Origin of the sequence: Serinibacter arcticus, from assembly GCF_004786095.1 — a bacterium.
GTDB classification, from domain to species: domain Bacteria; phylum Actinomycetota; class Actinomycetes; order Actinomycetales; family Beutenbergiaceae; genus Litorihabitans; species Litorihabitans arcticus.
Genome location: NZ_RHPJ01000001.1, coordinates 678,953 through 694,369, shown reverse-complemented (window position 1 = coordinate 694,369; position 15,417 = coordinate 678,953). Strand labels below are relative to the sequence as shown.

General features: G+C 72.1%; 16 protein-coding genes. 11 read left to right on the top strand and 5 right to left on the bottom strand.

Features of this window, described 5'->3' with window-relative positions:
• Positions 1-61: 61 nt before the first annotated feature.
• Positions 62-793: a potassium channel family protein gene (locus SERN_RS03280; protein ID WP_135848653.1), complete on the bottom strand. Its 732-nt coding sequence runs from the start codon at positions 791-793 to the stop codon at positions 62-64.
• Positions 794-798: 5 nt separating this feature from the next.
• Positions 799-2,169, bottom strand: coding sequence for a TrkH family potassium uptake protein (locus SERN_RS03275; RefSeq protein WP_135848652.1), 1,371 nt, complete (start codon positions 2,167-2,169; stop codon positions 799-801).
• A gap of 131 nt (positions 2,170-2,300) precedes the next feature.
• Between SERN_RS03275 and SERN_RS03270 the strand changes: the two genes are divergently transcribed.
• From SERN_RS03270 to SERN_RS03255, 4 genes are all read left to right on the top strand, one after another.
• Complete coding sequence (locus SERN_RS03270) at positions 2,301-3,695, top strand: GntP family permease (RefSeq protein ID WP_135848651.1); 1,395 nt, start codon at positions 2,301-2,303, stop codon at positions 3,693-3,695.
• A gap of 61 nt (positions 3,696-3,756) precedes the next feature.
• Positions 3,757-5,001, top strand: a complete 1,245-nt coding sequence (locus tag SERN_RS03265; RefSeq protein ID WP_135848650.1) for an alpha-amylase family protein — start codon at positions 3,757-3,759, stop codon at positions 4,999-5,001.
• Positions 5,002-5,095: 94 nt separating this feature from the next.
• A complete protein-coding gene (locus SERN_RS03260) occupies positions 5,096-6,307 on the top strand; it encodes an acetoin utilization protein AcuC (protein WP_332888455.1) in 1,212 nt (403 codons plus the stop codon).
• Positions 6,308-6,467: 160 nt separating this feature from the next.
• Positions 6,468-6,566: a 30S ribosomal protein bS22 gene (locus SERN_RS03255; protein ID WP_012085056.1), complete on the top strand. Its 99-nt coding sequence runs from the start codon at positions 6,468-6,470 to the stop codon at positions 6,564-6,566.
• A gap of 83 nt (positions 6,567-6,649) precedes the next feature.
• Here the strand turns inward: SERN_RS03255 and SERN_RS03250 are convergent, their stop codons facing one another.
• Together SERN_RS03250 and SERN_RS03245 are read right to left on the bottom strand one after the other, a co-directional pair.
• Positions 6,650-8,200, bottom strand: coding sequence for a UDP-N-acetylglucosamine 1-carboxyvinyltransferase (locus SERN_RS03250; protein WP_135848649.1), 1,551 nt, complete (start codon positions 8,198-8,200; stop codon positions 6,650-6,652).
• 101 nt (positions 8,201-8,301) lie between these two features.
• Entirely contained in the window at positions 8,302-9,117 is an 816-nt protein-coding gene (locus SERN_RS03245) for an HAD family hydrolase (protein ID WP_135848648.1), read from the bottom strand.
• A gap of 58 nt (positions 9,118-9,175) precedes the next feature.
• On the opposite strand from SERN_RS03245, the gene SERN_RS03240 reads away from it, so the two are divergent.
• Complete coding sequence (locus SERN_RS03240) at positions 9,176-9,433, top strand: glutaredoxin family protein (protein WP_135848647.1); 258 nt, start codon at positions 9,176-9,178, stop codon at positions 9,431-9,433.
• 100 nt (positions 9,434-9,533) lie between these two features.
• Here SERN_RS03240 and SERN_RS03235 read toward each other — a convergent pair whose 3' ends face one another.
• Positions 9,534-10,064, bottom strand: coding sequence for a YceI family protein (locus SERN_RS03235; RefSeq protein WP_135848646.1), 531 nt, complete (start codon positions 10,062-10,064; stop codon positions 9,534-9,536).
• A gap of 81 nt (positions 10,065-10,145) precedes the next feature.
• Here SERN_RS03235 and SERN_RS03230 point away from each other — a divergent pair, with 81 nt between their 5' ends.
• From SERN_RS03230 to ccsB, 6 genes are read left to right on the top strand one after another with little or no spacing between them, the layout of a single operon-like run.
• The gene (locus tag SERN_RS03230) at positions 10,146-10,688 is read left to right on the top strand and encodes a MarR family winged helix-turn-helix transcriptional regulator (RefSeq protein WP_135848645.1); all 543 of its coding nucleotides are present in this window, start codon (positions 10,146-10,148) and stop codon (positions 10,686-10,688) included.
• Positions 10,689-10,693: 5 nt separating this feature from the next.
• The gene (locus SERN_RS03225) at positions 10,694-11,341 is read left to right on the top strand and encodes a histidine phosphatase family protein (RefSeq protein ID WP_135848644.1); all 648 of its coding nucleotides are present in this window, start codon (positions 10,694-10,696) and stop codon (positions 11,339-11,341) included.
• A 1-nt stretch (position 11,342) separates the two neighbouring features.
• The gene (locus SERN_RS03220; protein WP_233251428.1) at positions 11,343-11,957 is read left to right on the top strand and encodes a TlpA family protein disulfide reductase; all 615 of its coding nucleotides are present in this window, start codon (positions 11,343-11,345) and stop codon (positions 11,955-11,957) included.
• Between the two features lie 3 nt (positions 11,958-11,960).
• Complete coding sequence (locus SERN_RS03215) at positions 11,961-12,731, top strand: cytochrome c biogenesis CcdA family protein (protein ID WP_135848643.1); 771 nt, start codon at positions 11,961-11,963, stop codon at positions 12,729-12,731.
• Positions 12,728-14,458 (top strand): cytochrome c biogenesis protein ResB, encoded by a 1,731-nt coding sequence (resB, locus tag SERN_RS03210; protein ID WP_233251427.1) that lies wholly within the window; start codon positions 12,728-12,730, stop codon positions 14,456-14,458. Before SERN_RS03215 ends, resB begins: the two co-directional genes overlap by 4 nt.
• The gene (gene ccsB / locus SERN_RS03205; protein ID WP_233251426.1) at positions 14,451-15,413 is read left to right on the top strand and encodes a c-type cytochrome biogenesis protein CcsB; all 963 of its coding nucleotides are present in this window, start codon (positions 14,451-14,453) and stop codon (positions 15,411-15,413) included. Before resB ends, ccsB begins: the two co-directional genes overlap by 8 nt.
• The last annotated feature ends 4 nt before the right edge of the window (positions 15,414-15,417 follow it).

The window sequence follows — 15,417 nt, the reverse complement described above, 5'->3', positions numbered from 1 at the left end:
CGGAGCGCCCGGGTCCTCCGCCGCGCGAGGGAGATCGGTCTCGGGCGCGCGGCGGAGGGCGTCAGGGACGGGCCGCGAACCGCTCCAGGAGCGAGGAGTCGCCGGACACGATGAGGACGTCGTCGCCGTCGATGCGCGTCTCGTCCGCCGCGTACTGGAACGCCACCCCCGGGGCCTTGACCCCGATGATCGTCACGCCGTAGCGCTTGCGCACCTGGGCCTGCGCGATCGTGAAGCCGTGCAGCTCGCGCGGCGGGCGCATCTTGACGATGGTGAACCCGTCCTCCATCTCGATGTAGTCGAGCATCTTGCCCGAGACGAGGTGGGCCACGCGCTGACCGGCGTCGTACTCGGGGTAGACGACGTGGTGCGCGCCGATGCGCTCGAGGATGCGTCCGTGCTCGGCCGAGATCGCCTTCCCCCAGATCTGGGGGATGCCGAGGTCCACGAGGTTGCCCGTGATGAGCACGCTCGCCTCCAGCTCGGTCCCGACGCCGACGACGACGGTGTGGAACTCCCGCGCGCCGAGCTGCTCGAGGGCCTCGGGGTTCGTGGCGTCAGCCTCGACCAGCGGGATGCGCCCCGACCAGGTCCGGATGAGGTCGGGGTCGCGCTCGACGCCCAGCACCCGGCGGTCCAGGGAGTCCAGCGTGGAGGCCAGGGCCGTGCCGAAGCGTCCCAGCCCGATCACCAGGACGGCGGAGGTGTCGACCTCGGGTCGGCGCTCGCGCGGTTCGCGGGGGTCGCGGGGCGGGCGGACGTCCCGGCCACGCGCCAGGCGGTTCTCAGTCATCGTTCTCAACCAATGATCGGCCTCTCCTCGGGCAGACGGACGACCCGGCGCCGGCTGCGCAGGGCGAGGGCAGCAGCCAGCGTCATGGTGCCGGTGCGGCCGAAGAACATCAGGGCGGCGAGCACGAGCTGTGCGCCGTCGGGCAGGTCCGCGGTGATGCCGGTGGACAGGCCGCACGTGGCGAACGCCGAGATCACCTCGAAGAGGATGACGTCCAGCGTGAGGTCGGTCATCGTCAGCAGGAGCAGGGTCGCGATGCCCACGAGCGTCGCGCCGATGAAGGAGACGGCCACGGCCAGGCGCAGCACGGTCGGGTCGATGCGGCGCCGGAAGACGTCGATGTCCCGGTCACCGCGCGACTCCGCCACGATCGCGAGCAGCATGACGGCGAGCGTCGTGACCTTGATGCCGCCCGCCGTCGAGGCGCTGCCGCCGCCGACGAACATGAGGGCGTCGGTGAGGAACCAGGTCGCCTCGCGCATCTCGCCGACGTCGACGGTGGAGAATCCGCTCGACCGCGGCGTCATGCCCGCCACGAGCGAGGCGAGGACGCGGTCCGCGACCGGCAGCGCGCCGAACGTCCGGTCGTTGAACCACTCGAAAGCGCCGATCAGGACCGTGCCGATGACCACGAGGATGCCGCTCGTGGCGAGCGTGAGCTTGGTGTGCAGCGCGACGCGACGCAGCTGGCGCCGGTGGATCCAGACGTTGAGGATGACCGGGAAGCCGATCGCGCCGATGAACGTGCCGATGATGATCGGCAGGCACATCCACCAGTCGCCCACGTACGGGGTCATGCCCTCCGGCATGATGACGAAGCCGGCGTTGTTGAAGATCGAGACCGACAGGAACGTCGCCTCCCACGCCGAGCGACCGATCCCGTCGCCCAGGGTGAGGAACCGCGGGAACAGCACGAGCGCGAGCGCGACCTCGAGCGCGACGGACGCGATGATGACGGCCCGGATCAGGCCACCGACCTCGCCGAGCCGGTTCGTCTTCGTCTCGCTCGCCGTCAGGAGCCGCTGGGTCAGACCGATGCGGCGCGAGACCGCGAGGCCCAGGATCGAGGCCAGCGTCATCACGCCGAGGCCGCCGATCTTGATGGCGACGGCGATCACCACCTGGCCGTAGCCGGACCAGTAGGTGGCGGTGTCGACCGTCGTCAGCCCGGTCACGCACACCGCGGAGGTGGCGGTGAAGAACGCGTCGACGAGCGTGGGGCGCTCGCCCGTCGTCGTCGCGGCCGGCTGCCACAGCAGGAGCGTCACGACGGCGATCACCGAGGCGAACACGGCCACCGCGAGCCGCGCGGGGGAGCGGCGGGCGACGCGGTCGACGACGTCGCGCACGGCCACGAGCGGTGCCGGGACCTCCACCCGCCGACCTCCTCGTACCGCTGCTCGACGCACGGGCAGCCGGTGCTGCCGCGCCAACTCTAGGCGCGCCGATGGGCGTGCCGCGCTCCCGCGTGATAGACCCGTCTCCACCGAGGGAAGGGGTACACGACATGGAGGTCGTGCACACAGCCATCGCCATCGTCCTGGTGATCGGACTCATCATCGGCCTCAAGGTCGATCCGGTCATCTCGCTGGTCACCGCCTGCCTGTACCTGGGGCTGGCGACCGGTGTGGGCCTGGGCGGCACGGTCGACGCCGTCACCGGCGGGTTCGGCGAGATCATGGCGAAGGTCGGTCTCCTCATCGGGTTCGGCGTGCTGATCGGCGCGCTGCTGCACTCGCTCGGGACGTTTCGAAAACTCGTGCGCCTGCTGCTGCGCGTGGTCGGCGCGCACCGCCTGCCGTACGCGCTGACCGGCGCGATGGCCACGGTCTTCCCCTCGATCTACGTCGACGTGCAGGTGGTCCTGGCCGCGCCGATCGCGCGATCCTCCGCCCCGTTCGTCGGCACGAACGGGCGGGGTCTGGCCCACCTGGCCGGCGCCATCGGCACCGGCATCTTCGCCGGCTACGTGTTCGTCATCCCCGGGCTCGCCGCCGTCTCGATCGCCGGCCTGCTCGACGTCCCGCTGGGGACCTGGCTGCTGTACGGCATCGTGCTCGGACCGGTGACCGCGCTCGTGGCGACGTTCCTGTTCGGCTTCCTCGCCCGCAGCAGCTACTGGAACCCCGCCACGGACGAGGTCCAGATCGAGGTCGAGGAGGGCGCGTCGGGGGGCGAGGGCTCGGTCGCCGGGCCCGGCACCGTGGGCACGGGGCCGTCGGAGGACGACGCGAAGGACGACGTCGACGTTCCGCTCGGGATCTCGCTGCTGCCGATCCTCGTCCCGCTCGTGATGATCGCGTTCGGCGCCTTCGCCGATCTCGCGGGCCGGTCCAACGCCGTCATCGACTTCCTGGGCAACGCCAACATCGCCCTGTTCGTGGGGCTGATCGGCGCCTACGTGCTCGTGATCGCGGCGACCGGCCGCGCCGGGGCCACCGACGTGCTGTCCTCAGGGTTCCGCACCACGGGTGAGATCCTGCTGGTCACGGGCGTCGGCGGCTCGCTGGGCGCCGTCATCGAGGCGAGCGGCATGGGCGACACCCTGGCCGGCCTGTTCTCCGCCGGGAGCGGGGCGGCGGTGATCACGAGCATCCTGCTGGCCTGGATGGTCGCGGCGGTGCTGCACCTCGCGATCGGGTCCGTCTCGGTCGCGGCGATCGCGGCGGCCGGGATCATCGCCCCGGTGCTCGGCTCGATCGACGTCGCCCCCATCGCGGTCGGTCTCGCCATCGCCTCCGGCTCGATGTTCGCGCTGACGGTCAACAGCAACTTCTTCTGGATGTTCAAGTCGCTGCTCGGGCTCACCACGCGCGGCGCCCTGAAGTCGATGACGATGGTCACGAGCATCGCCTCCGTCGTCTCGCTGCCGCTGGTGATCGGGGTCGCGCTCGTCGTGTGAGGTCACCGCTCCCGCGCCTAGGGTGATCAGGTCCCTGATGCACCCGGTGGAGGAGTGATCGATGGCCCCGTGGGCCGAGCACGCGATGTGGTGGCACGTCTACCCGCTGGGTTTCGCCGGCGTCCCGGTGCGCGAGGAGCACCGGCCCCCCGCGCCCGACGGCGGGCTGGCGGCCCTCGTGCCGTGGCTGGACCACGTGGTGGAGCTGGGGCTGAACGGGCTCCTGCTCGGCCCCGTGTTCACCTCGAGCACGCACGGCTACGACACTCTCGACCACCGCGAGATCGACCCGCGCCTGGGCACGCGCGAGGACTTCGACGCCCTGGTGGCGGCCGCGCGCGCCCGCGGCGTGCGGATCCTGCTCGACGGCGTCTTCAACCACGTCGGCCGTGAGCACCCGCTGGCGCTCGCCGCCCTGGCGGAGGGGCCGGCGGGGCCGTACGCCGACTGGTTCCGCATCGACTGGGACGCCCCCGGCGGCCCCGACTTCGCCGACTTCGAGGGGCACTCCAGCCTCGTCGCGCTCGACCACGACAACCCCGCGGTGGCGGACTGGGTCGCGCAGGCCATGTCCTTCTGGCTGGAGGCCGGGGCCGACGGCTGGCGGCTGGACGCGGCCTACGCCGTCGCCCCCGCCTTCTGGGCCGCGGTGCTGCCGCGCGTGCGAGCCGCGCACCCCGACGCCTGGATCCTGGGCGAGATGATCCACGGCGACTACGCGGCCTACGTCGCGGAGTCGGGGATCGACTCGGTCACGCAGTACGAGCTGTGGAAGGCGATCTGGAGCAGCCTCGAGCAGGAGAACTTCTACGAGCTGGAGTGGACGCTCACGCGCCACGCCGACCTCCTGGAGACGTTCCTGCCGCAGACGTTCGTCGGCAACCACGACGTCACGCGCATCACCACGCGGGTCGGTCGGGACAAGGCGGTGCTCGCCCTGGTCGTCCTGGCGACCACCGGAGGCGTGGTGTCCGTCTACGCGGGCGACGAGGTCGCCATGACCGGGCTCAAGGAGGATCGGCTCGGGGGCGACGACGCCGTCCGGCCCGCCTTCCCGGCCTCGCCCGCCGACCTCCCCGACGTGCACGGCCCGGTCGCCGACGCGCACCGCGCGCTCCTCGCCCTCCGCCGTCGCCACCCCTGGCTGCTGCGCGCCCGTTCGCGCATGGTCGAGCTCAGCAACACGCGCTGCGTGATCGAGCAGACGGGCGAAGGCGACCGGCTGCTGGTCGAGCTTGACGTCACCGGTGCGCCGCGCGCCCGGGTGACCTCGTCCGACGGCGACGTGCTGTTCGCGTGGGGGTGACGGGGCGGTGACCCGGGGACGGTGGCGGGGGATCGTCTCGCGCGTGCGGGACGGTCGCGGGTGGGGGCGGCCGGACGCCCCTAGGCTGGGCGCCGTGCCGCTCGAGACGGGGGACCCGATGACGCAGCCCGGTGACGGCGCCACGACGGCGTTCGTGTGGTCGCCCGACCTGCCGCGCTACGACTTCGGTCCCGGGCACCCGATGGCACCCGTCCGGCTGTCGTTGACCCGCGACCTCGTGGACGCCCTCGACCTGCCCGGCGTCCGCGAGATCGGGGTCGCGGCCGTCGACGACGCGCTGCTCGCGACCGTGCACGAACCGGCGTTCATCGAGGCCGTCAGGGCGGGAGCCCAGGGTGTGCCGGACGAGGCCCGCGGCCTCGGGAACGAGGAGAACCCGCTGTTCGCGGAGATCCACGTCGCAGCACGGCGGATCGTCGGCTCGACGCTGGCGGCCGCGCGGTCGGTCTGGACGAGCCAGGTGCCCCACGCCGTCTCGATCGCGGGCGGCATGCACCACGCCATGCCGGACCGCGCCTCCGGGTTCTGCGTCTACAACGACGTCGCCGTCGCGATCCGGTGGCTGCTCGACAACGGTGCCGAGCGCGTCGCGTACGTCGACCTGGACGCCCACCACGGCGACGGCGTCGAGCAGATGTTCTGGAACGACCCGCGCGTGCTGACGATCTCGGTGCACGAGTCGGGGACGACGCTCTTCCCCGGGACGGGCTTCGCGAGCGACGTCGGCGGGCCGGACGCTCCCGGCACGGCCGTCAACATCGCCCTGCCGGCGCGCACGGGCGGCGCGGGCTGGCTGCGCGCCGTCGAGGCGGTCGTGCCACCGCTGCTCGCCGAGTTCGCCCCCGACGTGCTCGTCAGCCAGCACGGCGCCGACACCCACGGCGACGACCAGCTGACCAACCTGCGCGTCAGCGTCGACCACCAGCTCGCGGCGGCGCGCCTCGTGCGCGACCTCGCACGCGAGCACGCCGGCGACCGCTGGATCGCGACGGGCGGCGGCGGCTACACGGTCGTGGAGGTCGTCCCGCGCGTGTGGGCCGGACTGACGGCCATCAGCGCCGGTGTCGACATCGACCCGGCCGCTCCGCTGCCGCCGTCGTGGCGCGCGCGGGTGGAGGAGGAGCTCCGCGTGCCCGCACCGGAGATCTGGGGCGACGGCGGGGAGGGGGGCGGGGACTTCGTCCCGTTCGCCCAGGGGTACGACCCTGACGACGCCGTCGACCGCGCCATCCTCGCGACGCGGAACGCCGTGTTCCCCCTCAACGGCATCGACCCGCTGTACTGACCCGCTCTCCTGACGGCTGCCACGAGCGGGGGCGTTCGGGACGGGGTCCGCGGCAGGCTAGACTGTCGGGGATTCAGCGCCCGCGGCGCGAGGATCGAGGTCCGGGATACGCCGGACCCCGGCTCGCTGTGGGATTCCAGACGACATTTGTGAGGTCCCCGTGGGTTCCGTCATCAAGAAGCGCCGCAAGCGGATGGCCAAGAAGAAGCACCGCAAGCTGCTGCGCAGGACGCGTCACCAGCGTCGCAACAAGAAGTAGACCTCCTCGGCGCGAGCCGCAGCAGGTAGCGCGAAGGCCGCCACCCCTCGGGGTGGCGGCCTTCTGCGTTGCCGGGGCGGGCGTCAGTCGCGGAACGTCTCGATCTGCGCGCCGAGCTCGATGAGGCGGTCGGCGAGCTGCTCGTAGCCGCGCGCGATGATGTCGACGCCGCGCAGCACGCTCGTGCCCTTGGCGGCCATCATGCCGAGCAGGATGACGACGGCGGGGCGCAGCGCGGGCGGGCAGCTGATCTCGGCGCCGGACCAGTGCGTCGGGCCGCTGACGTCGAGCCGGTGCGGGTCGAGGAGGCGCACGTCGGCGCCCAGGCGCGTGAGGTCGGTGAGGTGGATCGCGCGGTTGTCGTAGACCCAGTCGTGGATCGTGGTCTGACCGCTGGCGCACGCCGCGATGACCGCGAAGAACGGCAGGTTGTCGATGTTCAGACCCGGGAACGGCATCGGGTGGATCTTGTCGATCGGGGCGCGCAGCTCGCTCGGGAACACCGTGATGTCCACCAGGCGGGTGCGGCCGTTGAGCGCCGTGTACTCGGGCGTGAGGGCGTAGCGCAGGCCCATCTCGCTCAGCGTGGCGAGCTCGATCTCCATGAACTCGATCGGCACGCGCGAGACCGTGATCTCGGAGTCGGTGACGATGCCGGCGGTCAGGAGGCTCATGGCCTCGACCGGGTCCTCCGAGACGGCGTACTCGACGTCGGCGTCGATCCGCGCCCTGCCCCTGATCGTCAGGGTCGTCGAACCGATGCCGGCGATCTCCACGCCCAGCAGCTCCAGGTAGAAGCACAGGTCCTGGACCATGTAGTTGGGCGAGGCGTTGCGGATGATCGTGACGCCGTCGCGGCCCGCGGCGGCCATGATCGCGTTCTCGGTGACGGTGTCGCCGCGCTCGGTCAGCACGACCGAGAGCTGCTCGCCCGTGTCGGGCGTCGCCGTGGCGTGGTAGGCGCCGGCGTTCGCGACGACGTCGAGCCCGAAGGGGCGCAGCGCGATCATGTGCGGCTCGACGGTCCGGGTGCCCAGGTTGCAGCCGCCCGCGTACGGCAGGTCGAACGAGGACTCCTGGCCCAGCAGCGGGCCGAAGAACATGATGATGCTGCGCGTGCGCTTCGCGGCGTCGTCGTCGATCGTGGTCAGGTCGAGGTGCTCGGGGCGCACGATCTCGAGGTCGTGGCCGTCGGGGGACCAGGTCACCTGCACGCCGATGGACTGCAGCACGGCGACGATGCGGTCGACCTCGACGATGCGGGCGACGCCGCGCAGCACCGTGCGGCCACGGTTCAGCAGCGACGCGCACAGCAGGGCGACGGCGGCGTTCTTGGAGGAGTTGACCGTGATGGTGCCCGACAGGCGCTGCCCACCGGTCACGCGCAGGTGGGTGGGGCGCGAGGAGCCGCCGGCGATGGGGAGCAGGTCCGCCTCGAGCGCGGCGTTGATGCGGGCCAGCATGTCGACCGACAGGTTCTGGCTGCCCTGCTCGATGCGGGCGATGGCGCTCTGCGAGGTGCTCAGCCGCTCGGCGAGCTGGGCCTGGGTCAGGCCCATGTTCTGGCGGGCACCGCGGATCAGGGTTCCGATGGCCGCGAGCGGGGTGGTGGCGTCCTCGAGCGTTGTCGTCATGACTACGGAGCGTATACCTTCCCTGAGATATTTCTAGGGGTTGGCCCGGACTCGTGGCGTGTCGCGTGCCACGTTCATGCTCGCTGTGATTTACGCGACGGTCAGACGGCGCCGCGGCGCAGGATCTTGCGCGCCAGCACGACGACGCCCCAGAGGCCGGCACCGGCGCCCGCGACGGCCGCGCCGGAGGAGGCGAGCCCCGGCCGACGACGGCGCAGGTCGCGCACCGGCCAGCGCGACTCGAGCGCGTGCACCCGCAGGTGCGGATCGGGGTTGATCGCGCACGGGTGGCCGACGATCTCGAGCATCTGCAGGTCGTTGGCCGAGTCGCCGTACGCGGCGCAGTCGGCCAGGTCGGCTCCGGCGCGCTCGGACAGCTGACGGACCGCCTCGGCCTTGCGCGACCCGTGCATGAGGTCGCCGACGAGCTCGCCGGTGTAGACGCCGTCGACCGTCTGCGCGACCGTGGCGACGGCGCCGGTCGCGCCGAGGCGGCGGGCCATCAGGTCGCCGATCTCGCGCGGGGTGGCGGTGACGAGCCAGACCTGGTGGCCGCGCTCGAGGTGCGCCGCGACGAGGGCGCGGGCCCCGGGAAAGATGCGGCTGTCGAGGACCGTCTCGTAGACCTCCTCACCCACCTCGAGGATCTCGGCCTCGGTCCGGCCGCGGATGACGCCGAGCGCGCGGGCACGCACGGCGGTCACGCGGCCGACGTCCTCGCCGAACAGGAAGAACTGGACGGCCTGCCACGCGAACCAGGCGATGTCGCGGCGGCGGAAGAACCGGCGTCGGTAGAGCTCCTTGGCCAGGTGGAAGCCGCTCGCGCCGCGGACGATCGTGTTGTCGACGTCGAAGAAGGCGCACGCGGGCCGCGTGCTGCTCGAGGCGAGCACGGGCAGTCCGGTGAGGGCATCCATCGCGGCCACCCTACGCGCCGGGGTCCTGCCGCGGCTCGCGCTGGCCTACCGTGGCGGCATGGATGACGAGGCTGGTGCGGATGCCCGCGTGCTCCTGGTCGAGCGGGCCGGGTGCCACCTGTGCGCGGACGCGCACCGGGTGCTGGACGCCGTGACGGCGAGCACGGGCGAGCGGTGGGTGAGCGTCGACGTCGACGCGAGCGAGGCGCTGCAGCAGGAGTTCGGGGAGCTGGTCCCGGTGGTGCTGGTCGACGGCGTCGCGCGCGGGCACTGGCGGCTGCAGACCGAGCCGATCCTCGCGGCGCTGCGGGGCTGAGCCCGGGACGCCGACGGGGCCCGTCCTGGCGGACGGGCCCCGGTGCGTCGCGCCGGTGGCGCGGAGGTGGTGCGTGGTGATGCCGGGTGACGCCGGGTGCTCAGGCCTTGGTGGCCGAGATCTCCAGGAAGATCTTGACCTTGTCGCCGAGCAGGAAGCCGCCGGCCTCGAGGGGCGCGTTCCAGGTGATGCCGAACGCCTCGCGGGCGATCTCGGTGGTGCCGGAGAAGCCGACGCGGGTGACGCCGTAGGCGTCGACGTTGGTGCCGTTGTACTCGACGTCGAGCTCGACCGGCTTGGTGATGCCGTTGATCGTCAGGTCGCCGGCGAGGGTGAACTCGTCGCCCGAGCCGCTCGCGGAGGAGGACACGAAGGTCCACTCGGGGCGCTCGTCGACGGAGAAGAAGTCGGAGGTCTTGAGGTGACCGTCGCGCTGCGCGTTGCCGGTGTCGACGCTGCTGGCGGCGATGGTGACGTTCGCGGACGAGGCGGCGAGGTCCTCGGCGACGACGATCTCGCCCGAGAACTCGGTGAAGCGGCCACGGACCTTGGCGATCCCGGCGTGACGGATGGTGAACGCGACCTCGGAGTGCGAGGCGTCGATGGCGTAGGTGGCGGCGGGGATGCTCATGGGGGGTCCGATCGCTTGACGTTTTAGTTGAACGCTTAACTACTATCACGGATCGCTTGTCCCGACAAGTAAGGTGGCCACATGGCCGACGGCGTGGACACGAGCTGGCTCGACGAGGGCGAGCAGCGGGACTGGCGCGCCTCCGTCGTCGGGATGACCTACCTCCTGGCCACGCTGTCCCGCGACCTCGAGGTCGCCACCGGACTCTCAATGGCGGAGTACGAGATCCTCGTGCGCCTCAGCGAGGCCCCGGACGGGAGCGTGCGGATGTCCGACCTCGCCGACGGCGTGGCCCACTCGCGCAGCCGCGTCACCCACACGGTCGCGCGCCTGGAGGCGGCAGGGCTCGTCAGCCGACGACCGGCCGCGGAGGACCGGCGGGGGATCGCCGCGACCCTGACGGCGGCGGGGTACGAGCGACTCGTCGCCGCGGCGCCGTCCCACGTGGCCTCGGTGCGGGCCAGACTCGTGGACGTCATCGACCGCGACCAGCTGGCGCAGCTGGGGGAGGCGATGCGCGCGGTGCTGCGTGAGGCCGCACTCGTGGACGCACCGGGTGAGTCGTCGGACACGTCGTGCGGCGACGGCGCTGAACCGTGCACCCAGGAAGGTTTGCGAGACTAGACGGCATGGCGCGCACCACGATCCACCTGCTCCGGCACGGCGAGGTCGAGAATCCCGACCGGATCCTCTACGGCAGGCTCCCCGGTTACGTGCTGTCCGAACGCGGTCACGCCATGGCGCGCCTCGTGGCCGAGTCGCTCCTGGACGCGAAGGCGGACATCACGCACGTCATCTCCTCCCCGCTCGAGCGGGCGCAGCAGACCGCCGCGCCGCTGGCGCAGGGGCTGGGCGTCGCGGTCGAGATCGATGACCGCCTGATCGAGGCGGGCAACGAGCTCGAGGGTCGCCCCGTCGCCGGTGGCGGCTGGCGCGCGCTCGTGACGCCCTCGTCCGCCCGCCACCTCTACAACCCGTTCCGTCCCTCCTGGGGGGAGGCGTTCACGCAGCAGCGCGACCGCATGACCGCGGCGATCGCCGCGGCTCGCGAGGCCGCCGAGGGCCACGAGGCCGTGCTGGTCTCCCACCAGTCCCCGATCTGGGCCGTGCGCCGCGCGCTGCAGAACAAGCCGCTGTGGCACGACCCCCGGGCGCGCGAGTGCTCGCTCGCCTCGGTGACGTCGCTCACGTTCGACGGCACGACCCTCGTCGCCCACAGCTACAGCGAGCCCGCCGCCGCGCTCCTGCCCGGCGCCTCGGCGGTGGCCGGTGCGTGACGTGGCGACCGGGTCGGTGCGGGGGCCGGGACGCCGGCCGCGCGGACTGCGCGCCCTCGGCGCCGTCCTCGCACTGGGACTCGCCGCCGTCGCCCTGACCGCGTGCACGCCCGACGACGGCGACCCCACCGTCGCCGAGCCGGGCTACCAGGAGGGCAACGGCGCGTTCACGACGTGGAGCCCGGCCGAGCGCCCGGACGCGCCCGCCATCGCGGGCGTGGACTTCGCGGGTGAGGCCGTCGACGTGGCGGACTGGCGCGGCCAGGTCGTCGTGCTGAACTTCTGGTACGCCGCCTGCCCGCCGTGCCGCGCCGAGGCGCCCGACCTCGCGGAGATCTCGCAGGAGTACACGGGCGACGTGCAGCTGCTCGGCATCAACGGCACCGACGACGCCGCGACCGCCGACGCCTTCGCCCAGACCTACGGCATCACCTACCCGAGCCTGGACGACGGCGACGCCTCCGCCGTCGCCGCGCTCGAGGGTCTCGTGCCCCTGCGCGCCATGCCGACGACAGTCGTGCTGGACCGCGAGGGCCGGCCCGCCGCGCGCATCGTCGGACTCGCGTCCAAGATCACGCTGAGCGGCCTGATCGACGACGTCCTGGCCGAGGGCTAGCCGGTGGACCTCGGCTCGGTCGCGCAGGCGTTCCAGGACACGGTGCTCTCCGGACCGCTGCTCCTGGCGCTGCCGGTCGCGCTGATCGCCGGATTCGTCTCGTTCGCCTCGCCGTGCGTGCTGCCCCTGGTGCCCGGCTACCTGGGGTTCCTCGGCGGAATGACCGGCTCGGACCTCGCGGAGACGAAGGGGGCCGAACGCGGGCGCCTGCTGGCGGGGGTGCTGCTCTTCATCGCCGGCTTCACCGTGGTGTTCGTCGGGCTCGGGTACGCGTTCGTGTCCGTCGGCGTCCGGATCCTCCCGCACGTCGACGAGATCATGCGGATCCTCGGCGTGGTGGTCATCCTCATGGGGCTGTCGTTCGCCGGCTGGCTGCCGTTCTTCCAGCGCGAGCGTCGGCTCCACCTGGCGCCGAAGGCGTCGCTCGCGGGTGCCGCGCTGCTCGGCATCACGTTCGGTCTCGGCTGGGTGCCGTGCATCGGCCCGACGCTGGCCGCCATCTCCATCCTCGCCCTCGAGACGGGTTCGGCCGACCGCGGCGCGGTGCTCGCGCTGGTCTACAGCCTCGGGCTCGGGGTGCCGTTCCTCATCATCGCGCTCGCGTTCCGCCGTTCAGCGCGTTCGGTGAGCTTCCTCAAGCGGCACCGGGTCGCGATCATGCGGATCGGCGGGATCATGCTGATCGTGCTCGGTCTCGCGCTCGTCTCCGGTGTCTGGCAGCACCTGTCGCAGCAGCTCCAGGGCTGGGTCGCGCAGTACGGGACGCTGCTGTGAGCGCCGGCTACCGCCCCGAGGGGCTCGTCTCCGGCGACGACCCGGAGCGGCCCGACGGCGACTCCACCGACACCACCCGGCCCACCGCGCAGGCCCCCGCCCCCGGCCCGGTCGGTTTCGGACCCGTCGCGTGGCTGCGCTGGACGTGGCGGCAGCTGACCTCGATGCGCGTGGCGCTCCTGCTCCTGCTGCTGCTCGCCGTCGTCGCGCTGCCCGGCACGTTCTTCCCGCAGCGTCCGCAGGACCCCGCCCGCGTCGCGCAGTACTACCTCGACAACCCCTCCCTCGCGCCGGTGCTGGAGCGCTGGGGGCTGTTCGACGTCTTCGCCTCGCCGTGGTTCTCCGCGGTCTACCTGCTGCTGTTCCTCAGCCTGGTGGGCTGCATCGTGCCTCGCTCGCTCGACCACATCAAGGCGCTGCGACGCCCGCCGCCCGCGGCCCCGAGCCGCTTCACGCGGTTCCCGGTGCGGGACGCGTTCGCGTCCCCGGTCGCCCGCGACGAGGCCGTCGCGACGGCGACCACCGCGCTCAAGGGCTACCGGCTGCGCCGCACGGACGGCGCCGACGGCGCGGTCACCACGCTGTCGGCCGAACGCGGCTACACGCGCGAGTCCGGCAACATCGTCTTCCACCTCGCCCTCGTGGGGCTGCTCATCGCCGTCGGCTACGGCACCTTCGTGCACTACCGCGGTCAGGTGATCGTGGTGGAGGGCGACACCTTCGCCAACTCGCAGGTGCAGTACGACTCCTTCGAGTCGGGGCCGTGGTTCGACGAGGGCGGGCTCGAGCCGTTCCGCATGCGCCTGGACCGCTTCACGTCCGCGTTCGACGAGGTCTCGGGCCAGGCGGCGGACTTCCGCGCCGAGGTCACCGTGACCGAGCCCGACGGCGACGAGCAGCCCGAGACGATCCGGGTCAACCACCCGCTGCGCACGGGTGGTGCGAGCGTCTACCTCATGGGCAACGGTTTTGCGCCCGACGTCACGGTGACCGACGCCGAGGGGAACGTCGGGTTCTCCGGCCCCGTGCCGTTCGTCATCGTCGACCAGGCCACCTACGACTCCCGCGGCGTCATCAAGGTGCCGGACACCCAGGTCGGGGACCAGATCGGGCTGAGCGGGGTGTTCCTGCCGACGGCGGTGGTCGACCCCGCGAGCGACACGGCCTTCTCGATCTCGCCCGAGCCGAACGAGCCGCTGCTCGTGCTCGACGTCTGGTACGGCAACCTCGGCCTGGACGACGGCGTGCCCCAGAACGTCTACCAGCTGGACACGCAGGCGATGCAGCAGGTCAGGGCTCCCGGGCCCGACGGCGAGGACGCCCCCGTGCGCGTCGTCGTCGCCCCCGGTCAGACCGTCGATCTCCCCGACGGGCTCGGGACGATCACGTTCAACGACCTCCCGCGCTACGTCGGGCTCGACCTCCGCTACGACCCGACGCTGCCGTGGGTGCTGACGTTCGCGCTGCTCGCGCTCGCCGGCCTCTCGGCGTCGCTGTTCCTGCCTCGCAGGCGCGTCTTCGTGCGGATCGGGCAGGACGAGGGTGGTCGTACAGTGGTGACCGCAGCCGCGCTCGCGCGTGGCGACGACCCCGGCCTGGAGCGCGAGCTCACGCGAGTGCTGGAGCCGCTCCGCCCCGCCGTCGGGAAGACGGACCAGGACAGGATGAACCAGGAGACCGGCCAGGCGCCGGACCGGCAGCAGGACGAAGGAGCCCGACGTGGCTGAGCTCGGTCAGATCAGTCTGTACCTCGTGACGGCGGCCATGACCGCCTACCTCATCGCGACGATCGCGTTCGCCATCGACTTCTCGCGTCTCGCCGCCGACCGACCCAGCCGCGTCTCGCGCACGGCCGACGCGCGCGAGCTCGTGAGCGCCGGCGTGGCCGACGCGCCCGTCGTCGCGGCCCGTCCCGTGGCCGACGCCCCGCTGCCGCCCGTCCGCCGCGCTGCGGCCATCGGGCAGTCGACGTTCACGGTCGCCGTCCTGATGCTCGTGGCCGGCGTCGTCACGCGCGGTTTCGCGGCCGGACGCGTGCCGTGGGCCAACATGTACGAGTTCACCACGGTGTCCGTCGTGGTCGCCTCGGTCGTCTTCCTCGGCATCCAGCGCAGGCGCGACGTCCGCTTCCTCGGCACGTTCATCTCGCTCTTCGCGCTGCTGGCGCTGTTCCTCGCGCTCGCGGTGCTCTACACGGACCCGACCGCGGTGCAGCCCGCGCTGCAGAGCTACTGGCTCGTGATCCACGTGGCCATCGCGACCTCGGGGATGGGCGTCTTCGCCGTCGCCGCCACCGTCTCGGGGCTGCAGCTGGCCAAGGACCGCGCGATCGGCCGGGGCACGCAGGGCCGCATCCTGTCCTCGCTCCCGACCTCGGCAGACCTCGAGCGGCTCGCGTTCCGCATCAACGCGGTCGGCTTCGTACTGTGGACCTTCGTGCTGATCTCCGGTGCGATCTGGGCGGAGCACGCGTGGGGCCGGTACTGGGGCTGGGACGCCAAGGAGGTGTGGTCGTTCGTCATCTGGGTGGTCTACGCCGCCTACCTGCACGCCCGCTCCACGCGCGGCTGGGAGGGCCGCCGCGCCGCCTGGTTCTCGGTGGCCGGCTTCGCGTCGATCCTCATCAACTACTACGTCGTGAACCTCTTCGTGAACTCCCTGCACAGCTACTCGGGAGTCTGATCCG

Coding starts and splice junctions, on each gene's coding strand:
- SERN_RS03280 (WP_135848653.1), bottom strand. CDS start 793: ATGACTGAGAACCGCCTGGCGCGTGGCCGGGACGTCCGCCCGCCCCGC.
- SERN_RS03270 (WP_135848651.1), top strand. CDS start 2,301: ATGGAGGTCGTGCACACAGCCATCGCCATCGTCCTGGTGATCGGACTC.
- SERN_RS03265 (WP_135848650.1), top strand. CDS start 3,757: ATGGCCCCGTGGGCCGAGCACGCGATGTGGTGGCACGTCTACCCGCTG.
- SERN_RS03250 (WP_135848649.1), bottom strand. CDS start 8,200: ATGACGACAACGCTCGAGGACGCCACCACCCCGCTCGCGGCCATCGGA.
- SERN_RS03245 (WP_135848648.1), bottom strand. CDS start 9,117: ATGGATGCCCTCACCGGACTGCCCGTGCTCGCCTCGAGCAGCACGCGG.
- SERN_RS03240 (WP_135848647.1), top strand. CDS start 9,176: ATGGATGACGAGGCTGGTGCGGATGCCCGCGTGCTCCTGGTCGAGCGG.
- SERN_RS03235 (WP_135848646.1), bottom strand. CDS start 10,064: ATGAGCATCCCCGCCGCCACCTACGCCATCGACGCCTCGCACTCCGAG.
- SERN_RS03230 (WP_135848645.1), top strand. CDS start 10,146: ATGGCCGACGGCGTGGACACGAGCTGGCTCGACGAGGGCGAGCAGCGG.
- SERN_RS03225 (WP_135848644.1), top strand. CDS start 10,694: ATGGCGCGCACCACGATCCACCTGCTCCGGCACGGCGAGGTCGAGAAT.